Raw genomic sequence first — 16,331 nt, forward strand, 5'->3', positions numbered from 1 at the left:
CCCGACGCGTATCAGATTGCCGTGGGTCGGACTGTCCCGCAGGCGATCAAAGCCCCTCTTTCGCCGCCTCCGCCAGCCGGGCGGCGTAGCGGGCCATGGTATCGATCTCGAGATTGACGCGGTCGCCTGCCTTGCGCTCGCCCCAGGTGGTCACGGTCAGCGAGTGGTGGATCAACAGCACGTCGAAGCGGGTGCCCTCGACCCTGTTGACAGTGAGCGAGGTGCCATCGAGCGCGACGGAGCCTTTCGGCGCGATGAATTTCGCCAGATCGCGCGGCGCTTGCAGTGTGAAGCGCACCGCATCGCCCTCATCCCGGCGTTCAACGATCTCGGCGGTGCCGTCGACATGGCCCGAAACGATGTGGCCGCCAAGCTCGTCGCCGATCTTCAGCGCCCGTTCCAGATTGATCCTGGTGCCGGACTTCCAACCGGACGCCGTGGTCAGCCTGAGCGCCTCCTCCCAGGCCTCGACCTCGAACCAGCGCGCGTTCGAGCCGCTGTCGGGCAAAGCCGTGACCGTCAGGCAGACGCCACCGCAGGAAATCGACGCGCCGATGGCGATGGTCTCGGGATCATAGGCGGTGTCGATGCGCAGTCCCACCCCTTCCCGCAGCGGCTTGATGGCGGCCACGGTGCCGATATCGGTGACAATCCCGGTAAACATCGATCGCTATCCCTGAAAATCCCTGATCCATTCGGCGTAACCGTCTTCGCCGAACCGCATCTCGCGCAGCTTGCGAAAACCCACGGGGACATGGTCAGCGTCGACAGGCGATGCAATGCCATCTTGGCCGATCGCTTCCGGACCCTGGAACAGCACGATGCGGTCCACCAGCCCGTCGGCCAGGAAGGCGCTCGCCACCTTGGCGCCGCCCTCGACCAGCACGCTTGCCATGCCAAGCGCCGCCAGATCCTCGAGCAGCTCCGGCAATGCGACGCCGCCCTCGTGCGTCTCCGTACCGATGAAGCGCACGCCGGCGCGCTCGAGCGCGGCCCGGCGCTGCGGATCGGCCTCCGGGCAAGCCGCCACATAAAGAGGTACGCGATCGACGCCCGACACCAGCTTCGAGCCCTCCGGCAGCCTGATCTGGCGGTCGAGCACGATGCGTGCCGGCGACCGGTTCTCCAGTCCGGGCAAACGCACCGTCAGTGCCGGATCATCTTCCAGCGCCGTGCCGATGCCGACCAGGATGGCGTCCGCCTCGGCGCGCATCAGGTAGACTTCGCGGCGCGCCATGTCGCCTGTTATCGCGACCTGGCCGGCGCCTTCCCTGCCGATCTTGCCGTCGCTGGAAAGCGCAAGCTTCAGAATTACTTCCGGGCGCTTTCTCAGAGAGCGAATCAAATAGCCCGCCATCTGTTCGGCAGCTTCCGTGGCGAGGACCTTTTCGACCACTTCGACACCGGCCTCGCGCAGGATGGCGTAACCCTTGCCGGAGACCCGCGGATCGGGATCACTGGCCGCACCCACGACACGCGCGATGCCGGCACTGACCAGCGCGTTGGCGCAAGGCGGCGTGCGGCCGTGATGGGCGCAAGGCTCGAGCGTGACATAGGCGGTGGCGCCACGCGCGAGTTCGCCGGCCTCGGCAAGCGCCTCGGTCTCGGCGTGCGGCCGGCCGCCGACGGCGGTGACGCCGGTACCGACGATCATCGGCCCGGCCCCATCATCGCGCACGATCAGCGTGCCGACGGAAGGGTTGGTCGAGGTGCGTCCGGCGTTCTTGCGCGATAGCCGCAAGGCCGCGGCCATGAAACGGCGGTCAAGGGCCGCTTGTTCGGCCTCGCTGCGTTGCGGTGCTGCCATGCTCAGCCGGCGTCCTCTTCGCTCTTTTCTTCGTCCCCCTTCAGCTCGCCGAGCAGCTCGTGGAAATCCTTGGCCTCACGGAAATTGCGATAGACCGAGGCGAAGCGCACATAGGCGACATCGTCGAGCGATTTCAACGCATCCATGACCAGCCGGCCGACCTCGCCCGAGGCCACTTCCGTTTCGCCGGAGCTTTCCAGTTGGCGCACGATCCCGGTCACCGCGCGATCGATGCGCTCGGGATCGACATTGCGCTTGCGCACCGCGATCTCGACCGAGCGCAACAGCTTGTCGCGGTCGAACGGCACTTTTCGTCCCGACTTCTTGACCACGACGAGGTCGCGCAACTGCACGCGCTCGAACGTCGTGAAACGGCCGCCGCAATCGGGGCAGACACGCCGCCGGCGGATCGCCGCGCCATCCTCGGCGGGGCGCGAATCCTTCACCTGCGTATCTTCGGACTGGCAATAGGGACAGCGCATGGAGAGCCTTGGGTTCGCGAATCTGGTGGGGTGAAAGGCTTAGAACCTTTCCGGTGCGGATTGAAGCAGTTCCGCTTTTCCACGGCCTGCCGTACCTCAGAGATAGCGAGGCGCGAGGAAGATTGCCAGCACGGCAAGCAGTTGCGCCGGCCAGCCCGCTATGGCGCCACGTCCTTGGTTGGAAAGCCACAAGACGCGCCGAGATTGCGATAGGCCTTTGTAAAACCGTCCATCGGAATGCTGGCGACAGCCTGCTTGCCGAAAGCCACATCGAGCGAGGTAACCTGGCGCATGGCCCGCAGCAGCGCAAGACTGGTCTTGGCCTGGTTGTCGATCGTCCAGCTCGGACGGCCGTTGACGGCGTCATTGGAATAGACAGTCGTCGAAACCTTGACGCCGGGATCGCCGAAAGTCGCCGCGATCTTCTTGCCGGTTAGCAGGCTCTTGTTGTCGATGGTAATCAAGATTGCCGGATAAGCATCGGGCGGCAGCGCGTCGCTGGTCGAGATTGACAATGTCAGCGTGCCCGAATTGCCACTCGCATCGAAGAAGGCTGTGGAAGCCGCGCAGGTCTTGTGCGCGTCCTGGCCGGTGTCGAGCGTATCGACCATGGTCGTCCACCGGCCGAAAGTGCTGGTGGCAGGCATGTCCGCGGCGGGCTGCGTCTGCGCCAAAACGGGGCCGCAGGCGGCCAGCCAACCGAAGGCGCCGAGAGAAGCAAGACAGAAATTGCGCATCATCAATTCTCCGGTTCGATGCGTCACCCGATCAGGGGTGACGCGATGCCGGTGGATAAAAGATGACGCTTCGCGCCCGGTCAACCGAGATAAGGAATCAACCGAGATAGGGATAGAGGGGGAATCGATCGGTCAATGCGACGACCTTGGCCTTGACCGCCGCCTCGACCGCGGCATTGCCTTCGTCGGAATTGGCGACCTTGAGCCCATCCAGCACCTCGGCGATCAGCTTGCCGATCTCGCGGAACTCGGCCTGGCCGAAGCCGCGCGTGGTGCCGGCGGGCGTGCCGAGCCGCACGCCAGAGGTAACGAAGGGCTTCTCCGGATCGAAGGGGATGCCGTTCTTGTTGCAGGTGATGTTGGCGCGGCCAAGGGCCGCCTCGGCGCGCTTGCCGGTGGCGTTCTTGGGCCTGAGATCAACCAGCATCAGGTGGTTGTCGGTGCCGCCGGAGACGATGTCGAGGCCCGTTTCCTTGAGGCTGGAGGCAAGCGCCTTGGCGTTGGCGGCCACGCTTTCGGCATAGACCTTGAAGCTCGGCTTCAACGCTTCGCCGAAGGCTACCGCCTTGGCGGCGATGACATGCATCAGCGGTCCGCCCTGCAGGCCGGGGAACACCGCCGAGTTCATCTTCTTGGCGATATCCTCATCATTGCACAGGATCATGCCGCCGCGCGGGCCGCGCAGCGATTTGTGTGTGGTGGTCGTCACCACATGGGCGTGCGGCAGGGGCGAGGGATGCACACCGCCGGCAACGAGGCCGGCAATGTGCGCCATGTCGACCATCAGATAGGCGCCGACGGCGTCGGCGATCTCGCGAAAACGCTTCCAGTCCCAGATGCGCGAATAGGCTGTGCCGCCGGCCAGGATCAGCTTCGGCTTGGTCTCGTGCGCGGTCTTTTCGATGGCGTCCATGTCAAGCAGATGGTCGTCCTTGCGCACGCCATAGGAGACGACCTTGAACCACTTGCCGCTCATGTTGACCGGCGAGCCATGGGTGAGATGTCCGCCGGAATTGAGGTCGAGGCCCATGAAAGTGTCGCCGGGCTGCAGCAGCGCCAGGAACACCGCCTGGTTCATCTGGCTGCCGGAATTCGGCTGGACGTTGGCGAAGTTACAACCGAACAGTTTTTTCGCACGCTCGATGGCCAGTTCCTCGGCCACGTCGACGAACTGGCAGCCGCCATAGTAGCGCTTGCCCGGATAGCCCTCGGCATATTTGTTGGTCATGATCGACCCCTGCGCCTCGAGCACGGCGCGCGAGACGATGTTTTCGGAGGCGATCAGTTCGATCTCGTGGCGCTGGCGACCGAGCTCGTTGCGGATGGCGCCGAAGATCTCCGGATCGGCATCTTCCAAAGTGGTTTCGAAGAAGGATTCGAATTTGTTGGACGCCGCCGCTGCTGTTGCCATGGCCTGAGTTCCCCTAGGGTTGGAAGGGCAAATTCGTGCACGCCGTCGTCCCGAACCACTCAACGGCCTTGGGCGACATGCATTGCGTTCGCCGGGCCATTAACACAGTTGTTTTGGGCTCGCCACGTTTGCAGCGCGAAATTTGCTGGCCGGTTTGCGCCAACGGATCGCGGCGGATCGCTATTTCCTGTCCCGCCGCTGCTTCAACAAGGCCTCGGTCAAGGTGATTTCAGAAAACAGCGCGCGCATCGTGTGATCGTTGATCTCCTGGCTGCGGAACATGGCGCGCAGCGCGGAGCGCTCGGCTTCGATGCCGGCCACCCTGAGTTCCAGTTCCAGCCTGCCGGCCTCGCGAGCCTCGGCACGGGCCTCGTCGGCTTCGTCCGAAGCCGCGATGCGTCTACGGTAACCTGCCACGATGCTGTCGGCGACGGCGAGCCGGGCCTGGACCGCTTCGCCCTCGCCCGCCTCATTGGCGATGCTCTCGATCCTGGCAATCGCCGCATTGGCGGCGCCGACGCGCGCACGGCGCTCTTCAGCCGCCGCCGGATCCTGGCCCGGCTCGACCAGCCCCCGCGCGACCCTGGGCAAGGCAAGGCCGGCGATCAGAAGCGAGCAGATGATGACGCCGGCGGCAAGGAAGATCACCACATCGCGTGCCGGAAAGGGAGAGCCGTCCTGCAAAGCGAGCGGCAATGACAGGATGCCCGCCAATGTGATGGCGCCGCGCACGCCGGCCACGGAGCCGGCAAGCCGGACGCGAAATCCGAACGGCTCGGACTCGCGTTTGCCGATGCGCGCCGCGATCGCCTGGGCGATGTCGCCGACCCAGATCCACAGGAAGCGCAGTCCGATCAGGCAGAGCGTCAGGATCAGCACCGTCGCCACCGGCTCGATCAGCCAATGGCGGCTGGACAGTTCCGGTGGGACCTTGCGGATGATGTCGGGAAGCTGCAGGCCGAGCAGGATGAACAGAGCGCCGTTGAAGACGAAGGTGAGCGTCGCCCAAAGCGACAGGGTCTGCATGCGCGCCGACACGCCGAGGAAGCGGTACATGCCAGAAGCCCCGGTCAGCAGGCCGGCGGTGACCGCCGCCAGGATGCCCGAGGCGCCGACATGCTCGGCGCCGAGATAGGCGACGAAAGGCAGCAGGACCATGACGAGAACCTGCGCCTCGGCCGGCACGCCGCCGATGCGGTTGAGCAGTTGCAGCGCCTTGGCGGCGATGAACAGCGCCGCGACACCGGCCAGGATGCCGGCGGCGACGGCGTAGAGGAAGCTGAGCGAGGCTCCCGCGAAGGAGAAGCTGCCGGTCAATGCCGCCGCCACCGCAAAGCGGAACATGACCAGGCCCGACGCGTCGTTGAGCAGCGACTCGCCCTCCAATATGTGCATCAGCCGGGACGGAACCACATTCCTGTCGACGATCGCGGACACAGCCACGGCGTCGGTCGGCGACAGAACGGCAGCCAGCGCGAATGCGACGACGAGCGGAATGCTCGGCACCAGCCAATGCAAGGCATAGCCGAAGCCGACAATGGTGAAGAAGACGAGCCCGATGGCGAGATCGAGTATGGGTCCGCGCAAGGCGACGAGTTCGCGTTTGGGCGCCGCGAAGGCGTCGCCGAACAGGAGCGGCGGGATGAAGACCAGCAGAAAAAGCTCCGGATCTATCTCGACATGCAGGCGCTTGGCCGGCCAGGCAAGGGCCGCGCCGATGGCGATCTGCAGCACCGGCAGCGGCACCCGAACCAGCCGGACGAGCGCGCCCGACAGCGCGACGAAGACGAGCACGACGAGAATGAAGATGGCGACGTCCATGGCATGATCCCGGCTGTTTGTCGACCATCGCCAATCGCCCGAGCTTCGTCCAGCCGGCCGAATGAGTGGATCTGACGGCGTCCGCAACAAAAAAGCCGCCCCTGAGAGCGGCTTTTTAAAAAAAAATCAGCTCGTTACAGCGAAGACGTGATCTGCAGCTCGCTGTTGCCGTCTAGCGCATAGACGTCGTCGCGGAACTGGACGACGCCGGGTCCTGTCGACCAGGCCGAGAGATAGAGGAAATGCACCGGCACCGGGTTGGTCACCTGGATCGGCGTGTTCTGGCCGGTCTTGATGGCCGCCTCGAAATGCTGGCGATCCCAGCCGGGCGTGTCGCGCAGGATCCAGGTGACGAGATCGCGCACGTTCTGGACACGCACGCAGCCCGATGAATCGAAGCGCATCATCTTGCCGAACAGGCTCTGCTGCGGCGTGTCGTGCATGTAGACGCCGTCCGGGCTCGGGAAATTGATCTTGACCGACGCCATGGCGTTTTCCGAACCGGGATCCTGGCGGAAACGGTACTTGGCCGCATCGTCCGTCGACCAGTCCACATTCATCGGATCGACTTCGCTGCCATCGGGCGCGAACAGGCGGATATGGCTGTTCTTGAGATAATCGGGATCCTTCCGCATCAACGGAATGATGTCCTTGCGCACAATCGAAACGGGGGCGTTCCAGTACGGATTGACGATGATCTCGTTGATCTTGGAATTGACGATCGGCGTCTGGCGATCGATCTTGCCGACGATCGCGGTGTGGCGAAGCACGACGCGGTCGTTCTCGACCGCTTCGATCTGCGCCGCCGGAATGTCGACCAGCACATAACGGCTGCCCAGCGTGCCGGCCTTTTCCTTCAGCCGCTGCAGATTGGTCTGCAACTGGCCGAGCCGGATCTGCGCCGAAACGTTCATCGCGGCGTAGGTGTATTTACCCATCGAGCCGTCAGCCGGCAGGCCGTGGCGCAACTGGAAGCGCTTGACCGCCGAGTCAACATAGGAATCGAACGCTGTCGAAATGCCGGCGCTCTGCGACAGGTCGCCCGCAACCATCAGGCGCTTGCGCAGCGGCACCACGTCCGGATCGTCGACGCCGAGTTGCAGCTTCTTGGTCGCGGGAACGTCCGTCCAACCGCCCTGCCCGACAATGTTCTGATACTGCGCGACCGCCTGCTCGGTGAAGGCGACGGTCTGGGGACTGAAGATGGGCAGCGTCGAGGCCACCTTGCCGCCTTCGCTGGCGCGGGCATCGAACTGATCGTCCCAGTTGCCGCGGGCCGAGGATTTCAGGATATCCCCGATCACATCCTGCGCATTCGCACGCCCAGCCATCACGGCGGCGGCGAGCGCGGAGGCTCCGGAAAGGAAAAAGCGGCGGCTGGTTCTCATGGACGTTCCAGACATTCTTGTAGCGGTTCGATCACTTGCTGCGTCGACCATCGCGCGATCTCGCCCGCACTCTAAAATCGGCAATCTTAACAATTAGCCAACCATGGTCCGTATCACATTGGCGACCAAGGCAAGGGGCGCGACACGGTTGCGGGTGGACGCATGGTCTTCACCACAGCATCACTGCCGCTCTCGGTTCCATTGGAATATGGCGGCAACGTGGCCTTGGCCCGTAATTTGCTTTGGCCGAACGCGCGAAAAGAAAAGACCGGTGCTTTTCGGCACCGGCCCTGACTGGAGGTCGCTGTTTCGGCCACGCTTCTGCGGCGGGGCTCCGTTTCCAGGATGCTCTTACATCCGGTAGGCAATCGTGTCGTTCCAGAAGCGGTCGAGGCGCTGCAAAGCGCGGTTCATCTGCTTGAACTCGTCGGTGTTGATGCCGCCGACCTGTTCGATCGAGCCGACATGGCGCTCATAGAGACCGGCAACCACGTCTGCCACTTCATTGCCTTTCGGCGTCAGCGAGACACGGACCGAACGGCGGTCGATGCGCGAGCGCTGGTGATTGATGAAGCCGAGATCGACCAGCTTCTTCAGATTGTAGGAAACGTTGGAGCCGAGATAATAGCCACGCGAGCGCAGTTCGCCGGCGGTCAGCTCGGAATTGCCGATGTTGAAGAGCAGCAGCGCCTGGATGGCGTTGATGTCGGAGCGGCCGTTGCGGTCGAATTCGTCCTTGATGACATCAAGCAGACGACGGTGCAGGCGCTCGACCAGCTGCAGCGATTCCATGTACAGGGAACGGATAGCCTCGCGGCGATCGTCAGAAACGTTGGCGGTCTTCGCCGCCGGACGCGAATTGATCATTGTCTTTGCCTCTCGTTTGTCGCCTTGGTGATTTTTTGTTTTTCACCTTGATCGCGACACTATCGAATACTCATAAAATTCGACTTAAACGCTAGGGCTAACAAGAGCTTACCGGTAAGAGGTTTCGCAAGACGCTTAACGAAGGGTCACCCGAGCAAGGATGATTAACCTAAAGATTTAGGCAATGATCGCCGCGCCGGATTCAGGCGGTCGCCAGGTCGTCAACGCGTACAAGGGCTTGCAGCATGTCGCGGCGAATAGGATTCGCCCGACCTGCCGCAGGCTTCTGATTTTATGGATGTCGTTGTCCCGCAACCGAGGACACTTCGGGGCGACATGCATTAGTGCCGTGCCGGTCGTTTCTGCAGGTAGATGACGACGCGAAAGACGATATAGAGCAGCGCCACGCAGGCATGCGAGACGATAATCAGCAGACGATGGCCGAAAAGCTCGGGAAAGCCGGCATACATGACCGTCTCCGTGACCGCGCAGATGAACCAGATCACCGGACCCCAGGACGCCAGCATCCACAACCCCGCCGCAGCGAAGGGAAAGAACACGGCGAGCATCACCGCCGCGACCTGCCAATGCACCGGCATAAGGTCGAACCGCCACAGCGAGCCCGGATAGAAGCCGATCAGCTTGATCCAGTAGAGGATGCCGAACAGCAGGCAGTAACCCGCGATGACGCGCTGGAACCAGGCGAAGATCACCTCGACCGTCGAGGGCTGCAGGATGACGCGTCTCGATGTCACTTCGCTCACAACTCGAGCTCCCGATCGCCGAGCGGGGCAAAATAGGCCTCGACATCCGCCTCGCTGACCGCATCGATCGCTGCCGGCCGCCATTGCGGCTTCGAGCCCTTGTCGATGATGGCGGCGCGGATGCCTTCGTAGAAATCGTGGCCGGCCAGCATCCGGTTCAGGATGCGGAACTCCATCCTCATGCAGTCGTCCATCGACAATGTCTGCCCGGCGCTGATCTGTCGCCAGGCGACGCGAAGGCTGGTCGGCGAGCGCGTGCGGATCGTTGCCAGCGTCCCGGTGGCGAATTCGTCATTGCCCGCGCGGTCCAGGCTGTCGATCAGATCCGGCAGCGACGGTTGGGCGAAATGGCGGGAGATCGCCTCCAGGATCGGCCTGTCGGTCTCCCGCTTGGCCGGAACAAAGAAACCGCGCAGCACCGATTCCGGATCGCCCGTCAGCGCCAGCCGATCGAGGAAGCTTGCCTGGTCTTCAGCCTTGATGGTGTGGGTGGCCAGCCCAGACCACAGCGCATCGCCATAACGAATGCGGTTCCCGGTCAGCGCCAGGTACATGCCGAAGGAACCGCCAAGGTCGGGCAGCAGATGACTGGCGCCGACATCCGGGAAAAAGCCGATGCCGACCTCCGGCATGGCGAACTGGGCATTCTCGGTCATCACCCGGTGCGAACCGTGGAAGGAAATGCCGACCCCGCCGCCCATCACGATACCGTCGATGAGCGCCACATAGGGCTTCTTGAAACGCGCGATGTAGGCGTTGAGGCGATACTCGTCGGCGAAAAATTCGACCGGTGGGTTTCCAGCCCGGCCGGCTTCGTAGATGTGCAGGATATCGCCCCCGGCCGAAAACGCCCTGCCCTCGGCCTTGACCACGACGACATCCACACCCTCGTCGCGCTCCCAAGACCGCAGGGCCTTGCCCAGCGCCTTGATCATGCGATGGGTGACGGCGTTGAGCGCCTGCGGCCGCGTCAGCGTGACGACCCCGGCCCTGCCCAACCTTTCGAAGCGAATTTCGTCGCCTCCACCAAAATCCATCGCCAGAGAATCCTTGTTCCCGCGCCTGCGGGACTGAAGTGCTAAAGGCGGCACATGGGTGCGTCAATGGCTGCAGCTTGGCCGCCTCGATCTTGGCGGCTAGCGGTCGCCGATGCTAGACATTGGTGGCCGGTACGACAGGCCGAGAGCAGGATAGTTAGCCATGCCGCAATTTTTGCGCTTTGCCTTTGTTCTGAGTTGCCTGCCGTTTTTGTGGGCAACCAATGTCCCCGCGGGGGCAGCCGACCTTGGCGACCTTTACCACTCGCAGACCATTGTCACCGGCCAGGGTGAAGAAAATCGTCAGCTCGGCTTCAGGACCTGCCTCGACAAGGTGCTCGTCCGTGTTTCGGGCGATCAGCGGCTGCTTGCCAGACGCGAAATGGACGCGCTGCGCGACAAGGCCGGCAGCTTTGTCGACTGGTTCCGCTACCATGACCGGATGGAGGGCATTCCGATCCATGACGAGCAAGGGACGCATGACCGGCCGCACGATCTCACCTGCTTCTACAAGCCTGATGTGATCGACAGGCTGCTGGCGTCGCTCGGCAGCAGGCCCTGGCTTGGCGAGCGGCCGACACTCACCGTCTTCCTCACGACCGAACAAGGCGCGCGGCATTTCATGCTGAGCGCCGAGGAAGGGCGTGGCGAGACGATGCGCGAATCCTTCGTCAATGCCAGCGGGCCGATGCTGATGCATGTCGCGTTTCCCAAGGCCGCGCAACTTGCCGGCTTGGGCGAAGAAGCGCTGCGCGCGACGGACATGGCAAGGCTGGATCGAGTGGCCAAGCAAGCCGGAGGCGACCGAGCGCTCGCCGGCAGCATCGTGTGGAGCGACAAGGAACTGGGCTGGGTCGCCGATTGGCGACTGGCCGATCACGGCAAGACCTATCGTTGGCAGGTGCGCGGTGTCAGCTTCGACGAGGCGTTCCGCGTGGCAATCGGAGGCGCGGCACAGATCCTTTCGGGCAACGGGCAGCCCTGAACCAACAGGCGTGGTGGGATAGTGCTGTGGCGGCTTTCGGCACTGGCACAAACGTGTCGCATTGGTCAGCACCAAAAGCTCGTGGTAAAAGCCGCCGATCCGGAGTTTTGGCCATGAACAAATTCACCCCAGCAAAAGCTGCCGGCGCGCGCAGCGTCGACGATGTCACCGGCAGCCGCCGCCTGCGCCGCATGCGCAAGGCCGACTGGTCGCGCCGGCTCGTGCAGGAGAACAGGCTTTCGGTGGACGACCTGATCTGGCCGATCTTCGTCGTCGAGGGCAGGAATGTCCGGGAGCCGATTGCCGCCATGCCCGGCGTCTTCCGGCTGTCGGTCGACCTTGCCGTCAAGGAGGCCGAACGCGCGGCCAAGCTCGGCATCCCCGCTCTTGCCACCTTTCCCAATGTCGATCTCGGCCTGCGCGACCAGACGGGGTCCCACATCCTCGACCCGGAAAATATCATCAACTGCGCCACGCGCGCCATCAAGGACGCGGTGCCCGAGATCGGCATCATCACCGACGCCGCACTCGACCCGTTCACCAGCCATGGCCATGACGGCATCCTGCGCGACGGCATCATCGTCAATGACGAGACGGTCGAACAGGTCGCCGCGGCGGCCGTCATCCAGGCGGCGGCCGGCGCCGACATCATCGCGCCGTCCGACATGATGGACGGCCGCATCGGCGCCATCCGCGACGCGCTCGACGCCAACGGTTTCCAGGACGTGGCGATCATGTCCTACGCCACAAAATTCGCGTCGGCCTTCTACGGCCCCTATCGCGAAGCGGTCGGCACCGCCGGTCTGCTCAAGGGCGACAAGAAGACCTATTACATCGACCACGCCAATTCGGACGAGGCGGTGCGCGAGGCCGAACAGGACCTCGCCGAGGGCGCAGACATGCTGATGGTCAAGCCCGGCCTGCCCTATCTCGACATCATCCGCCGGCTGAAGGACGAATTCCAGATGCCGACCTTCGCCTACCAGGTCTCGGGCGAATATTCGATGATCAAGGCGGCTGATTCCAATGGCTGGATCGATGGTGAGAAGGCGATGCTGGAGTCGTTGCTGGCCTTCAAGCGCGCCGGCTGCGACGGCATCCTGACCTATTTCGCGCCCGAAGTGGCTGTGATGCTGAAGGGGTAGCCCGACTTCCCGGGCAAGGCACTTCAGTAGAGTCACCACTCTTTCGACTGGTCGGCGGTTCTATCGAAAACCCGCTGACAAAAACCGGCAGCTGCAGCTATGATGGAAGCACGGCCGGAGGCGGCCGGCAGCCCGCACCTCGGCCCAAGAGGTATGGCGAACGCCTCCCGATGATGCTTCCTGACCCGTTTCACCCGTCGGGCGAAGGCGTCGGCAATGCGGGCACTGACGAAGGCTTCGCCGTGACCCGAGGAAACGGACATGCTTGCCTATCGCGACGCCAAGACGATGGCGAAAGCCATGCGGGAGGCGCTTGCCGCCCGCGACCTGACGATCAGCCACAGCGAGGCCCTTGAGATCGTCGCGCGCCAGTTTGGACTGGCGAGCTGGAATATCCTGTCGGCAAAAATCGAAGCGCCGCCAGCCGGCCAGGGCAAGATCGTGTTTGAACGGACGGCGCCGATCGTGCGCATCTTCGACGTTGCCAAGGCGCACGAATTCTACCTCGGCTTCCTCGGCTTCACCGTGGACTGGGAGCACCGCTACGGGGAAAATTTCCCTCTCTACACCCAAATCTCGCGCGACAACCTTGTCCTGCACCTGTCCGAACATGCGGGCGACGCGACGCCGGGCGGCAACATGGTCGTCTATATCAAGGGCATCCGCGACTTCCAGAAAGAGCTTGCCGGCAAGGACTACCGCTACATGAAGCCCGGCCTGGAGCATGAAGACGGCCGGCTGACGGTCGAGGTCATAGACCCGTTCAGCAATCACATCCGCTTCATGGAACTGAACGGCCAATGAGGCGGTGGCCGTAGCCTGCCGCTAGATTCGGACACACCTTTTTCCGACTCGAAAAACCGCTTGCAATTTAAAATCAGTTTGCTAGAAGGAACCACTTGCAAAATACAACTGGTTCTCAAGGAGGAGGTCCTCATGTCCAAACTTCGCGTCAACGCTTTCAGCCTGTCGCTTGACGGCTATGGCGCCGGTCCCGATCAGAGCCTTGAAAATCCGCTCGGTGTCGGCGGACCGGCCCTGCACAAATGGGCTTTCAGCACCCGCACCTTCCGCAAGATGTTTGGCCAGGAAGGCGGCGAGACAGGCGTTGACGAAGACTTTGCGGCGCGCAGCTTCGAGAATGTCGGCGCCTGGATCCTCGGCCGCAACATGTTCGGGCCGATCCGGGGCGAGTGGCCTGACGACAGTTGGAAGGGTTGGTGGGGCGACAATCCGCCCTATCACGTCCCGACCTTCGTGCTGACTCATTACAAGCGCGATCCCATCGTGATGGAAGGCGGCACGACTTTTTATTTCGTAACCGACGGCATCCATTCGGCTCTCGAACAGGCCAAAGCGGCCGCGTCAGGCAAGGATGTGCGGGTCGGCGGCGGCGTCTCCACCATCCGGCAGTATCTGCAGGAAAAGCTGATCGACGAGATGCACCTGGCGATCTCGCCGGTGCTGCTTGGCAGAGGCGAGAACCTTTTTGCGGGCCTCGACATGCTGAATCTTGGCTACCAGTGCAGCGAACAGGTTGCGACGGCACTGGCCACGCACGTCGTCATCAAACGGGCGTAAGGTGGAGAAACCCTCGACGAAAGCCCATTTCTCCCCGTCACTATACGGGGAGAAAGACAAAACTCTCGCTCAATACTTCTCCGGCACGTAAAGCTCGCGCGGCAGCACCTGGCGCTCGTATTCCGGGTTGAAGACGCGCTCCGGCAGCGTGATCTCCTCGTGCGGCACCTCTTCATACGGCAGCTGCTTGAGCAGATGGTCGATGCAGTTCAGCCGCGCGCGCTTCTTGTCGTTACCCTCGACGATGAACCAGGGCGCCTCGGGAATGTTGGTGCGGGCGAAGGTCTCCTCCTTGGCCTTGGTGTAGTGTTCCCAGCGCACCCGCGACTGCAGGTCCATCGGCGACAGCTTCCACTGTTTCATCGGGTCGTGGATCCGCATCAGAAAGCGCATTTGCTGTTCCTCGTCGGTGATCGAGAACCAATATTTGACCACGGTGATGCCCGAGCGCACCAGCATGCGCTCGAACTCCGGCACGTCATGGAAGAACTCCTCGACCTGCTCGGGGCTGGCAAAACCCATTACCCGTTCGACGCCGGAGCGGTTGTACCAGGAGCGGTCGAGCAAAACGATCTCGCCGCCTGCCGGCAAATGCGGGACATAGCGCTGGAAATACCATTGCGACTTCTCGCGTTCGGTCGGAGCCGGAAGCGCCACGACGCGGCAGATACGCGGATTGAGCCGCTGTGTGATGCGCTTGATGACGCCGCCCTTGCCAGCGGAGTCGCGGCCCTCGAATATCACCACCAGTTTCTTCTTGTGGTAGGCGACCCAGGATTGCAGCTTGATCAATTCGGACTGGAGGCTGATCAGGTCGCGAAAATACTGCATGCGATCGATCGAAGGCGGATGCGAGTTCTTGTAGATCTTGGCGATCTCCATCGAGAGGGCCGGCTCCGACATTTCGAGCTCATAGTCCTCGTCGAGCGTGTCGGCGAGCTCGGCTTCAAGCCAGTCCTTGGCAGGGGAATTCTGTTTCAGCTCGGTCATATCAACTGCTCCGCTTGCAAGCCCTGTCGGTTACCACTGGGCGCTCCAATTGCTGGCCAATGGAAACACCTGAGCCGACTTCAATATAGGCCGGCAGTGACGGTTTTATTGCAGCACAGGCGCAATTGCCGGCGTTGCAAATTCCGCAATGTGCGATCGATCGACCGTCGTCGCATGGCGACAAGCCGGCCGAATTGTCCTACAAATGCGCGGTCGCCTTCCAGGCCTGCCTTGCCGGCACGCCTCTTCAACAAAATCGTGAGGATCTGACATGGAATACCGCACCCTTGGCCGTTCCGGCCTGAAGGTTTCGACACTGACGCTTGGCACCATGACATTCGGCGGCGCCGGGCCCTTCGCCGCGGTCGGCAACAGCGATCTCGCCGAAGCCAAGCGGATGATCGATATGTGCATCGATGCCGGCATCAACCTCATCGACACCGCCAATGTCTATTCCAACGGCCTCTCCGAAGAGATCATAGGCGAAGCTCTCGGCGGCAAGCGCAAGAACGATGTGCTGATCGCGTCCAAGGCGCGGATGCGGATCGGCAAGGGCCCGAACGACGAGGGCCTGTCGCGCCATCATCTGATCCGTGAATGCGAGAGCAGCCTGAAGCGCTTGAAGACCGATGTCATCGACATCTATTTCGTCCACCAATGGGACGGCCTCACTCCGCTCGAGGAGACCGTTGCCGCCCTCGACAGTTTGGTCAGCCAGGGCAAGGTGCGCTACATCGGCTGCTCCAACTATTCCGGCTGGCAGGTGATGAAGGCGCTTTCCATCAGCGACAGCCGTCACCAGCAACGCTTCGTCACCCAGCAGATCCACTATACGCTGGAAGCGCGCGAGGCCGAGTACGAGCTCTTGCCGATCTCGGTCGACCAGGGGCTGGGCGTTTTGGTCTGGAGCCCGCTCGCCGGCGGCCTGCTGTCGGGCAAATACCGCCGCGACAGCCCGACCGCTCGCCAGCTTGCCGGCTGGTCCGAGCCGCCGATCCGCGACGAGGACCGGCTGTGGCGGATTGTCGATGTGCTGGTCGAGATCGGCAAGGATCGTGGCGTCTCGGCGGCGCAGGTGGCGCTCGCCTGGCTGCTCGGACGCCCTGCCGTCTCCTCGCTGGTGATCGGTGCCCGCAACGACGTTCAGCTCAAGGACAACCTTGCGGCGGCGGCCCTGAAGCTCGGCACCGAAGAACGCCAGCGCCTCGACGCGGTCAGCCGGCCGGCTCTGCTCTACCCCTACTGGCACCAGCAACTGACAGCGAAGGATCGCTTCGGCCCCGCCGACCTGGTTCTCGACCGCAGCGATATCTGAT

Annotated in this window: 16 protein-coding genes; 5 read left to right on the plus strand and 11 right to left on the minus strand. The window is 62.9% G+C overall.

All coding sequences use genetic code 11. The annotated features are described in order from the left end of the window. Positions 1-46: 46 nt before the first annotated feature. From FJ543_RS06555 to FJ543_RS06600, 10 genes are all read right to left on the minus strand, one after another. The gene (locus FJ543_RS06555; protein ID WP_140720771.1) at positions 47-664 is read right to left on the minus strand and encodes a riboflavin synthase; all 618 of its coding nucleotides are present in this window, start codon (positions 662-664) and stop codon (positions 47-49) included. 6 nt (positions 665-670) lie between these two features. After that, entirely contained in the window at positions 671-1,807 is a 1,137-nt protein-coding gene (gene ribD, locus FJ543_RS06560; protein ID WP_140874295.1) for a bifunctional diaminohydroxyphosphoribosylaminopyrimidine deaminase/5-amino-6-(5-phosphoribosylamino)uracil reductase RibD, read from the minus strand. 2 nt (positions 1,808-1,809) lie between these two features. Then, complete coding sequence (gene nrdR, locus FJ543_RS06565) at positions 1,810-2,289, minus strand: transcriptional regulator NrdR (RefSeq protein ID WP_015318247.1); 480 nt, start codon at positions 2,287-2,289, stop codon at positions 1,810-1,812. 158 nt (positions 2,290-2,447) lie between these two features. After that, complete coding sequence (locus FJ543_RS06570) at positions 2,448-3,029, minus strand: hypothetical protein (RefSeq protein ID WP_246678822.1); 582 nt, start codon at positions 3,027-3,029, stop codon at positions 2,448-2,450. Positions 3,030-3,123: 94 nt separating this feature from the next. Further along, positions 3,124-4,437, minus strand: a complete 1,314-nt coding sequence (glyA, locus tag FJ543_RS06575; RefSeq protein ID WP_015318249.1) for a serine hydroxymethyltransferase — start codon at positions 4,435-4,437, stop codon at positions 3,124-3,126. A gap of 180 nt (positions 4,438-4,617) precedes the next feature. Then, entirely contained in the window at positions 4,618-6,258 is a 1,641-nt protein-coding gene (locus FJ543_RS06580; RefSeq protein ID WP_140874299.1) for a Na+/H+ antiporter, read from the minus strand. 134 nt (positions 6,259-6,392) lie between these two features. Then, the gene (locus tag FJ543_RS06585) at positions 6,393-7,646 is read right to left on the minus strand and encodes a murein L,D-transpeptidase (protein ID WP_015318251.1); all 1,254 of its coding nucleotides are present in this window, start codon (positions 7,644-7,646) and stop codon (positions 6,393-6,395) included. A 351-nt stretch (positions 7,647-7,997) separates the two neighbouring features. Beyond that, a complete protein-coding gene (locus FJ543_RS06590; RefSeq protein ID WP_013896002.1) occupies positions 7,998-8,513 on the minus strand; it encodes a winged helix DNA-binding protein in 516 nt (171 codons plus the stop codon). Positions 8,514-8,854: 341 nt separating this feature from the next. Then, positions 8,855-9,277, minus strand: coding sequence for a DUF6163 family protein (locus FJ543_RS06595; protein WP_015318253.1), 423 nt, complete (start codon positions 9,275-9,277; stop codon positions 8,855-8,857). Then, positions 9,274-10,314: an enoyl-CoA hydratase/isomerase family protein gene (locus FJ543_RS06600; RefSeq protein WP_140617062.1), complete on the minus strand. Its 1,041-nt coding sequence runs from the start codon at positions 10,312-10,314 to the stop codon at positions 9,274-9,276. The genes FJ543_RS06595 and FJ543_RS06600 overlap by 4 nt, the downstream gene beginning before the upstream one ends. Before the next feature lie 163 nt (positions 10,315-10,477). Between FJ543_RS06600 and FJ543_RS06605 the strand changes: the two genes are divergently transcribed. The 4 genes from FJ543_RS06605 to FJ543_RS06620 all read left to right on the plus strand — a co-directional run bounded on the left by FJ543_RS06605 (position 10,478) and on the right by FJ543_RS06620 (position 14,025). After that, a complete protein-coding gene (locus tag FJ543_RS06605) occupies positions 10,478-11,299 on the plus strand; it encodes a DUF2066 domain-containing protein (protein ID WP_140874301.1) in 822 nt (273 codons plus the stop codon). A gap of 113 nt (positions 11,300-11,412) precedes the next feature. Further along, complete coding sequence (gene hemB / locus FJ543_RS06610; RefSeq protein ID WP_140874303.1) at positions 11,413-12,444, plus strand: porphobilinogen synthase; 1,032 nt, start codon at positions 11,413-11,415, stop codon at positions 12,442-12,444. 261 nt (positions 12,445-12,705) lie between these two features. Then, positions 12,706-13,248 (plus strand): glyoxalase superfamily protein, encoded by a 543-nt coding sequence (locus FJ543_RS06615; RefSeq protein ID WP_140874305.1) that lies wholly within the window; start codon positions 12,706-12,708, stop codon positions 13,246-13,248. A 132-nt stretch (positions 13,249-13,380) separates the two neighbouring features. After that, the gene (locus FJ543_RS06620) at positions 13,381-14,025 is read left to right on the plus strand and encodes a dihydrofolate reductase family protein (protein ID WP_140874307.1); all 645 of its coding nucleotides are present in this window, start codon (positions 13,381-13,383) and stop codon (positions 14,023-14,025) included. 69 nt (positions 14,026-14,094) lie between these two features. Here the strand turns inward: FJ543_RS06620 and ppk2 are convergent, their stop codons facing one another. Beyond that, positions 14,095-15,015, minus strand: a complete 921-nt coding sequence (gene ppk2 / locus FJ543_RS06625; RefSeq protein WP_015318259.1) for a polyphosphate kinase 2 — start codon at positions 15,013-15,015, stop codon at positions 14,095-14,097. Positions 15,016-15,286: 271 nt separating this feature from the next. Between ppk2 and FJ543_RS06630 the strand changes: the two genes are divergently transcribed. After that, positions 15,287-16,330: an aldo/keto reductase gene (locus FJ543_RS06630; protein WP_140661935.1), complete on the plus strand. Its 1,044-nt coding sequence runs from the start codon at positions 15,287-15,289 to the stop codon at positions 16,328-16,330. The last annotated feature ends 1 nt before the right edge of the window (position 16,331 follow it).

It is taken from the genome of Mesorhizobium sp. B2-5-7, assembly GCF_006440875.1.
Classification (GTDB): Bacteria; Pseudomonadota; Alphaproteobacteria; order Rhizobiales; family Rhizobiaceae; genus Mesorhizobium; species Mesorhizobium australicum.

What these genes read in the sequence shown, in the direction of transcription:
- FJ543_RS06555 (WP_140720771.1), bottom strand. Translation starts at nt 664, where the DNA reads ATGTTTACCGGGATTGTCACCGATATCGGCACCGTGGCCGCCATCAAG.
- ribD (WP_140874295.1), bottom strand. Translation starts at nt 1,807, where the DNA reads ATGGCAGCACCGCAACGCAGCGAGGCCGAACAAGCGGCCCTTGACCGC.
- nrdR (WP_015318247.1), bottom strand. Translation starts at nt 2,289, where the DNA reads ATGCGCTGTCCCTATTGCCAGTCCGAAGATACGCAGGTGAAGGATTCG.
- FJ543_RS06570 (WP_246678822.1), bottom strand. Translation starts at nt 3,029, where the DNA reads ATGATGCGCAATTTCTGTCTTGCTTCTCTCGGCGCCTTCGGTTGGCTG.
- glyA (WP_015318249.1), bottom strand. Translation starts at nt 4,437, where the DNA reads ATGGCAACAGCAGCGGCGGCGTCCAACAAATTCGAATCCTTCTTCGAA.
- FJ543_RS06580 (WP_140874299.1), bottom strand. Translation starts at nt 6,258, where the DNA reads ATGGACGTCGCCATCTTCATTCTCGTCGTGCTCGTCTTCGTCGCGCTG.
- FJ543_RS06585 (WP_015318251.1), bottom strand. Translation starts at nt 7,646, where the DNA reads ATGAGAACCAGCCGCCGCTTTTTCCTTTCCGGAGCCTCCGCGCTCGCC.
- FJ543_RS06590 (WP_013896002.1), bottom strand. Translation starts at nt 8,513, where the DNA reads ATGATCAATTCGCGTCCGGCGGCGAAGACCGCCAACGTTTCTGACGAT.
- FJ543_RS06600 (WP_140617062.1), bottom strand. Translation starts at nt 10,314, where the DNA reads ATGGATTTTGGTGGAGGCGACGAAATTCGCTTCGAAAGGTTGGGCAGG.
- FJ543_RS06605 (WP_140874301.1), top strand. Translation starts at nt 10,478, where the DNA reads ATGCCGCAATTTTTGCGCTTTGCCTTTGTTCTGAGTTGCCTGCCGTTT.
- hemB (WP_140874303.1), top strand. Translation starts at nt 11,413, where the DNA reads ATGAACAAATTCACCCCAGCAAAAGCTGCCGGCGCGCGCAGCGTCGAC.
- FJ543_RS06615 (WP_140874305.1), top strand. Translation starts at nt 12,706, where the DNA reads ATGCTTGCCTATCGCGACGCCAAGACGATGGCGAAAGCCATGCGGGAG.
- FJ543_RS06620 (WP_140874307.1), top strand. Translation starts at nt 13,381, where the DNA reads ATGTCCAAACTTCGCGTCAACGCTTTCAGCCTGTCGCTTGACGGCTAT.
- ppk2 (WP_015318259.1), bottom strand. Translation starts at nt 15,015, where the DNA reads ATGACCGAGCTGAAACAGAATTCCCCTGCCAAGGACTGGCTTGAAGCC.
- FJ543_RS06630 (WP_140661935.1), top strand. Translation starts at nt 15,287, where the DNA reads ATGGAATACCGCACCCTTGGCCGTTCCGGCCTGAAGGTTTCGACACTG.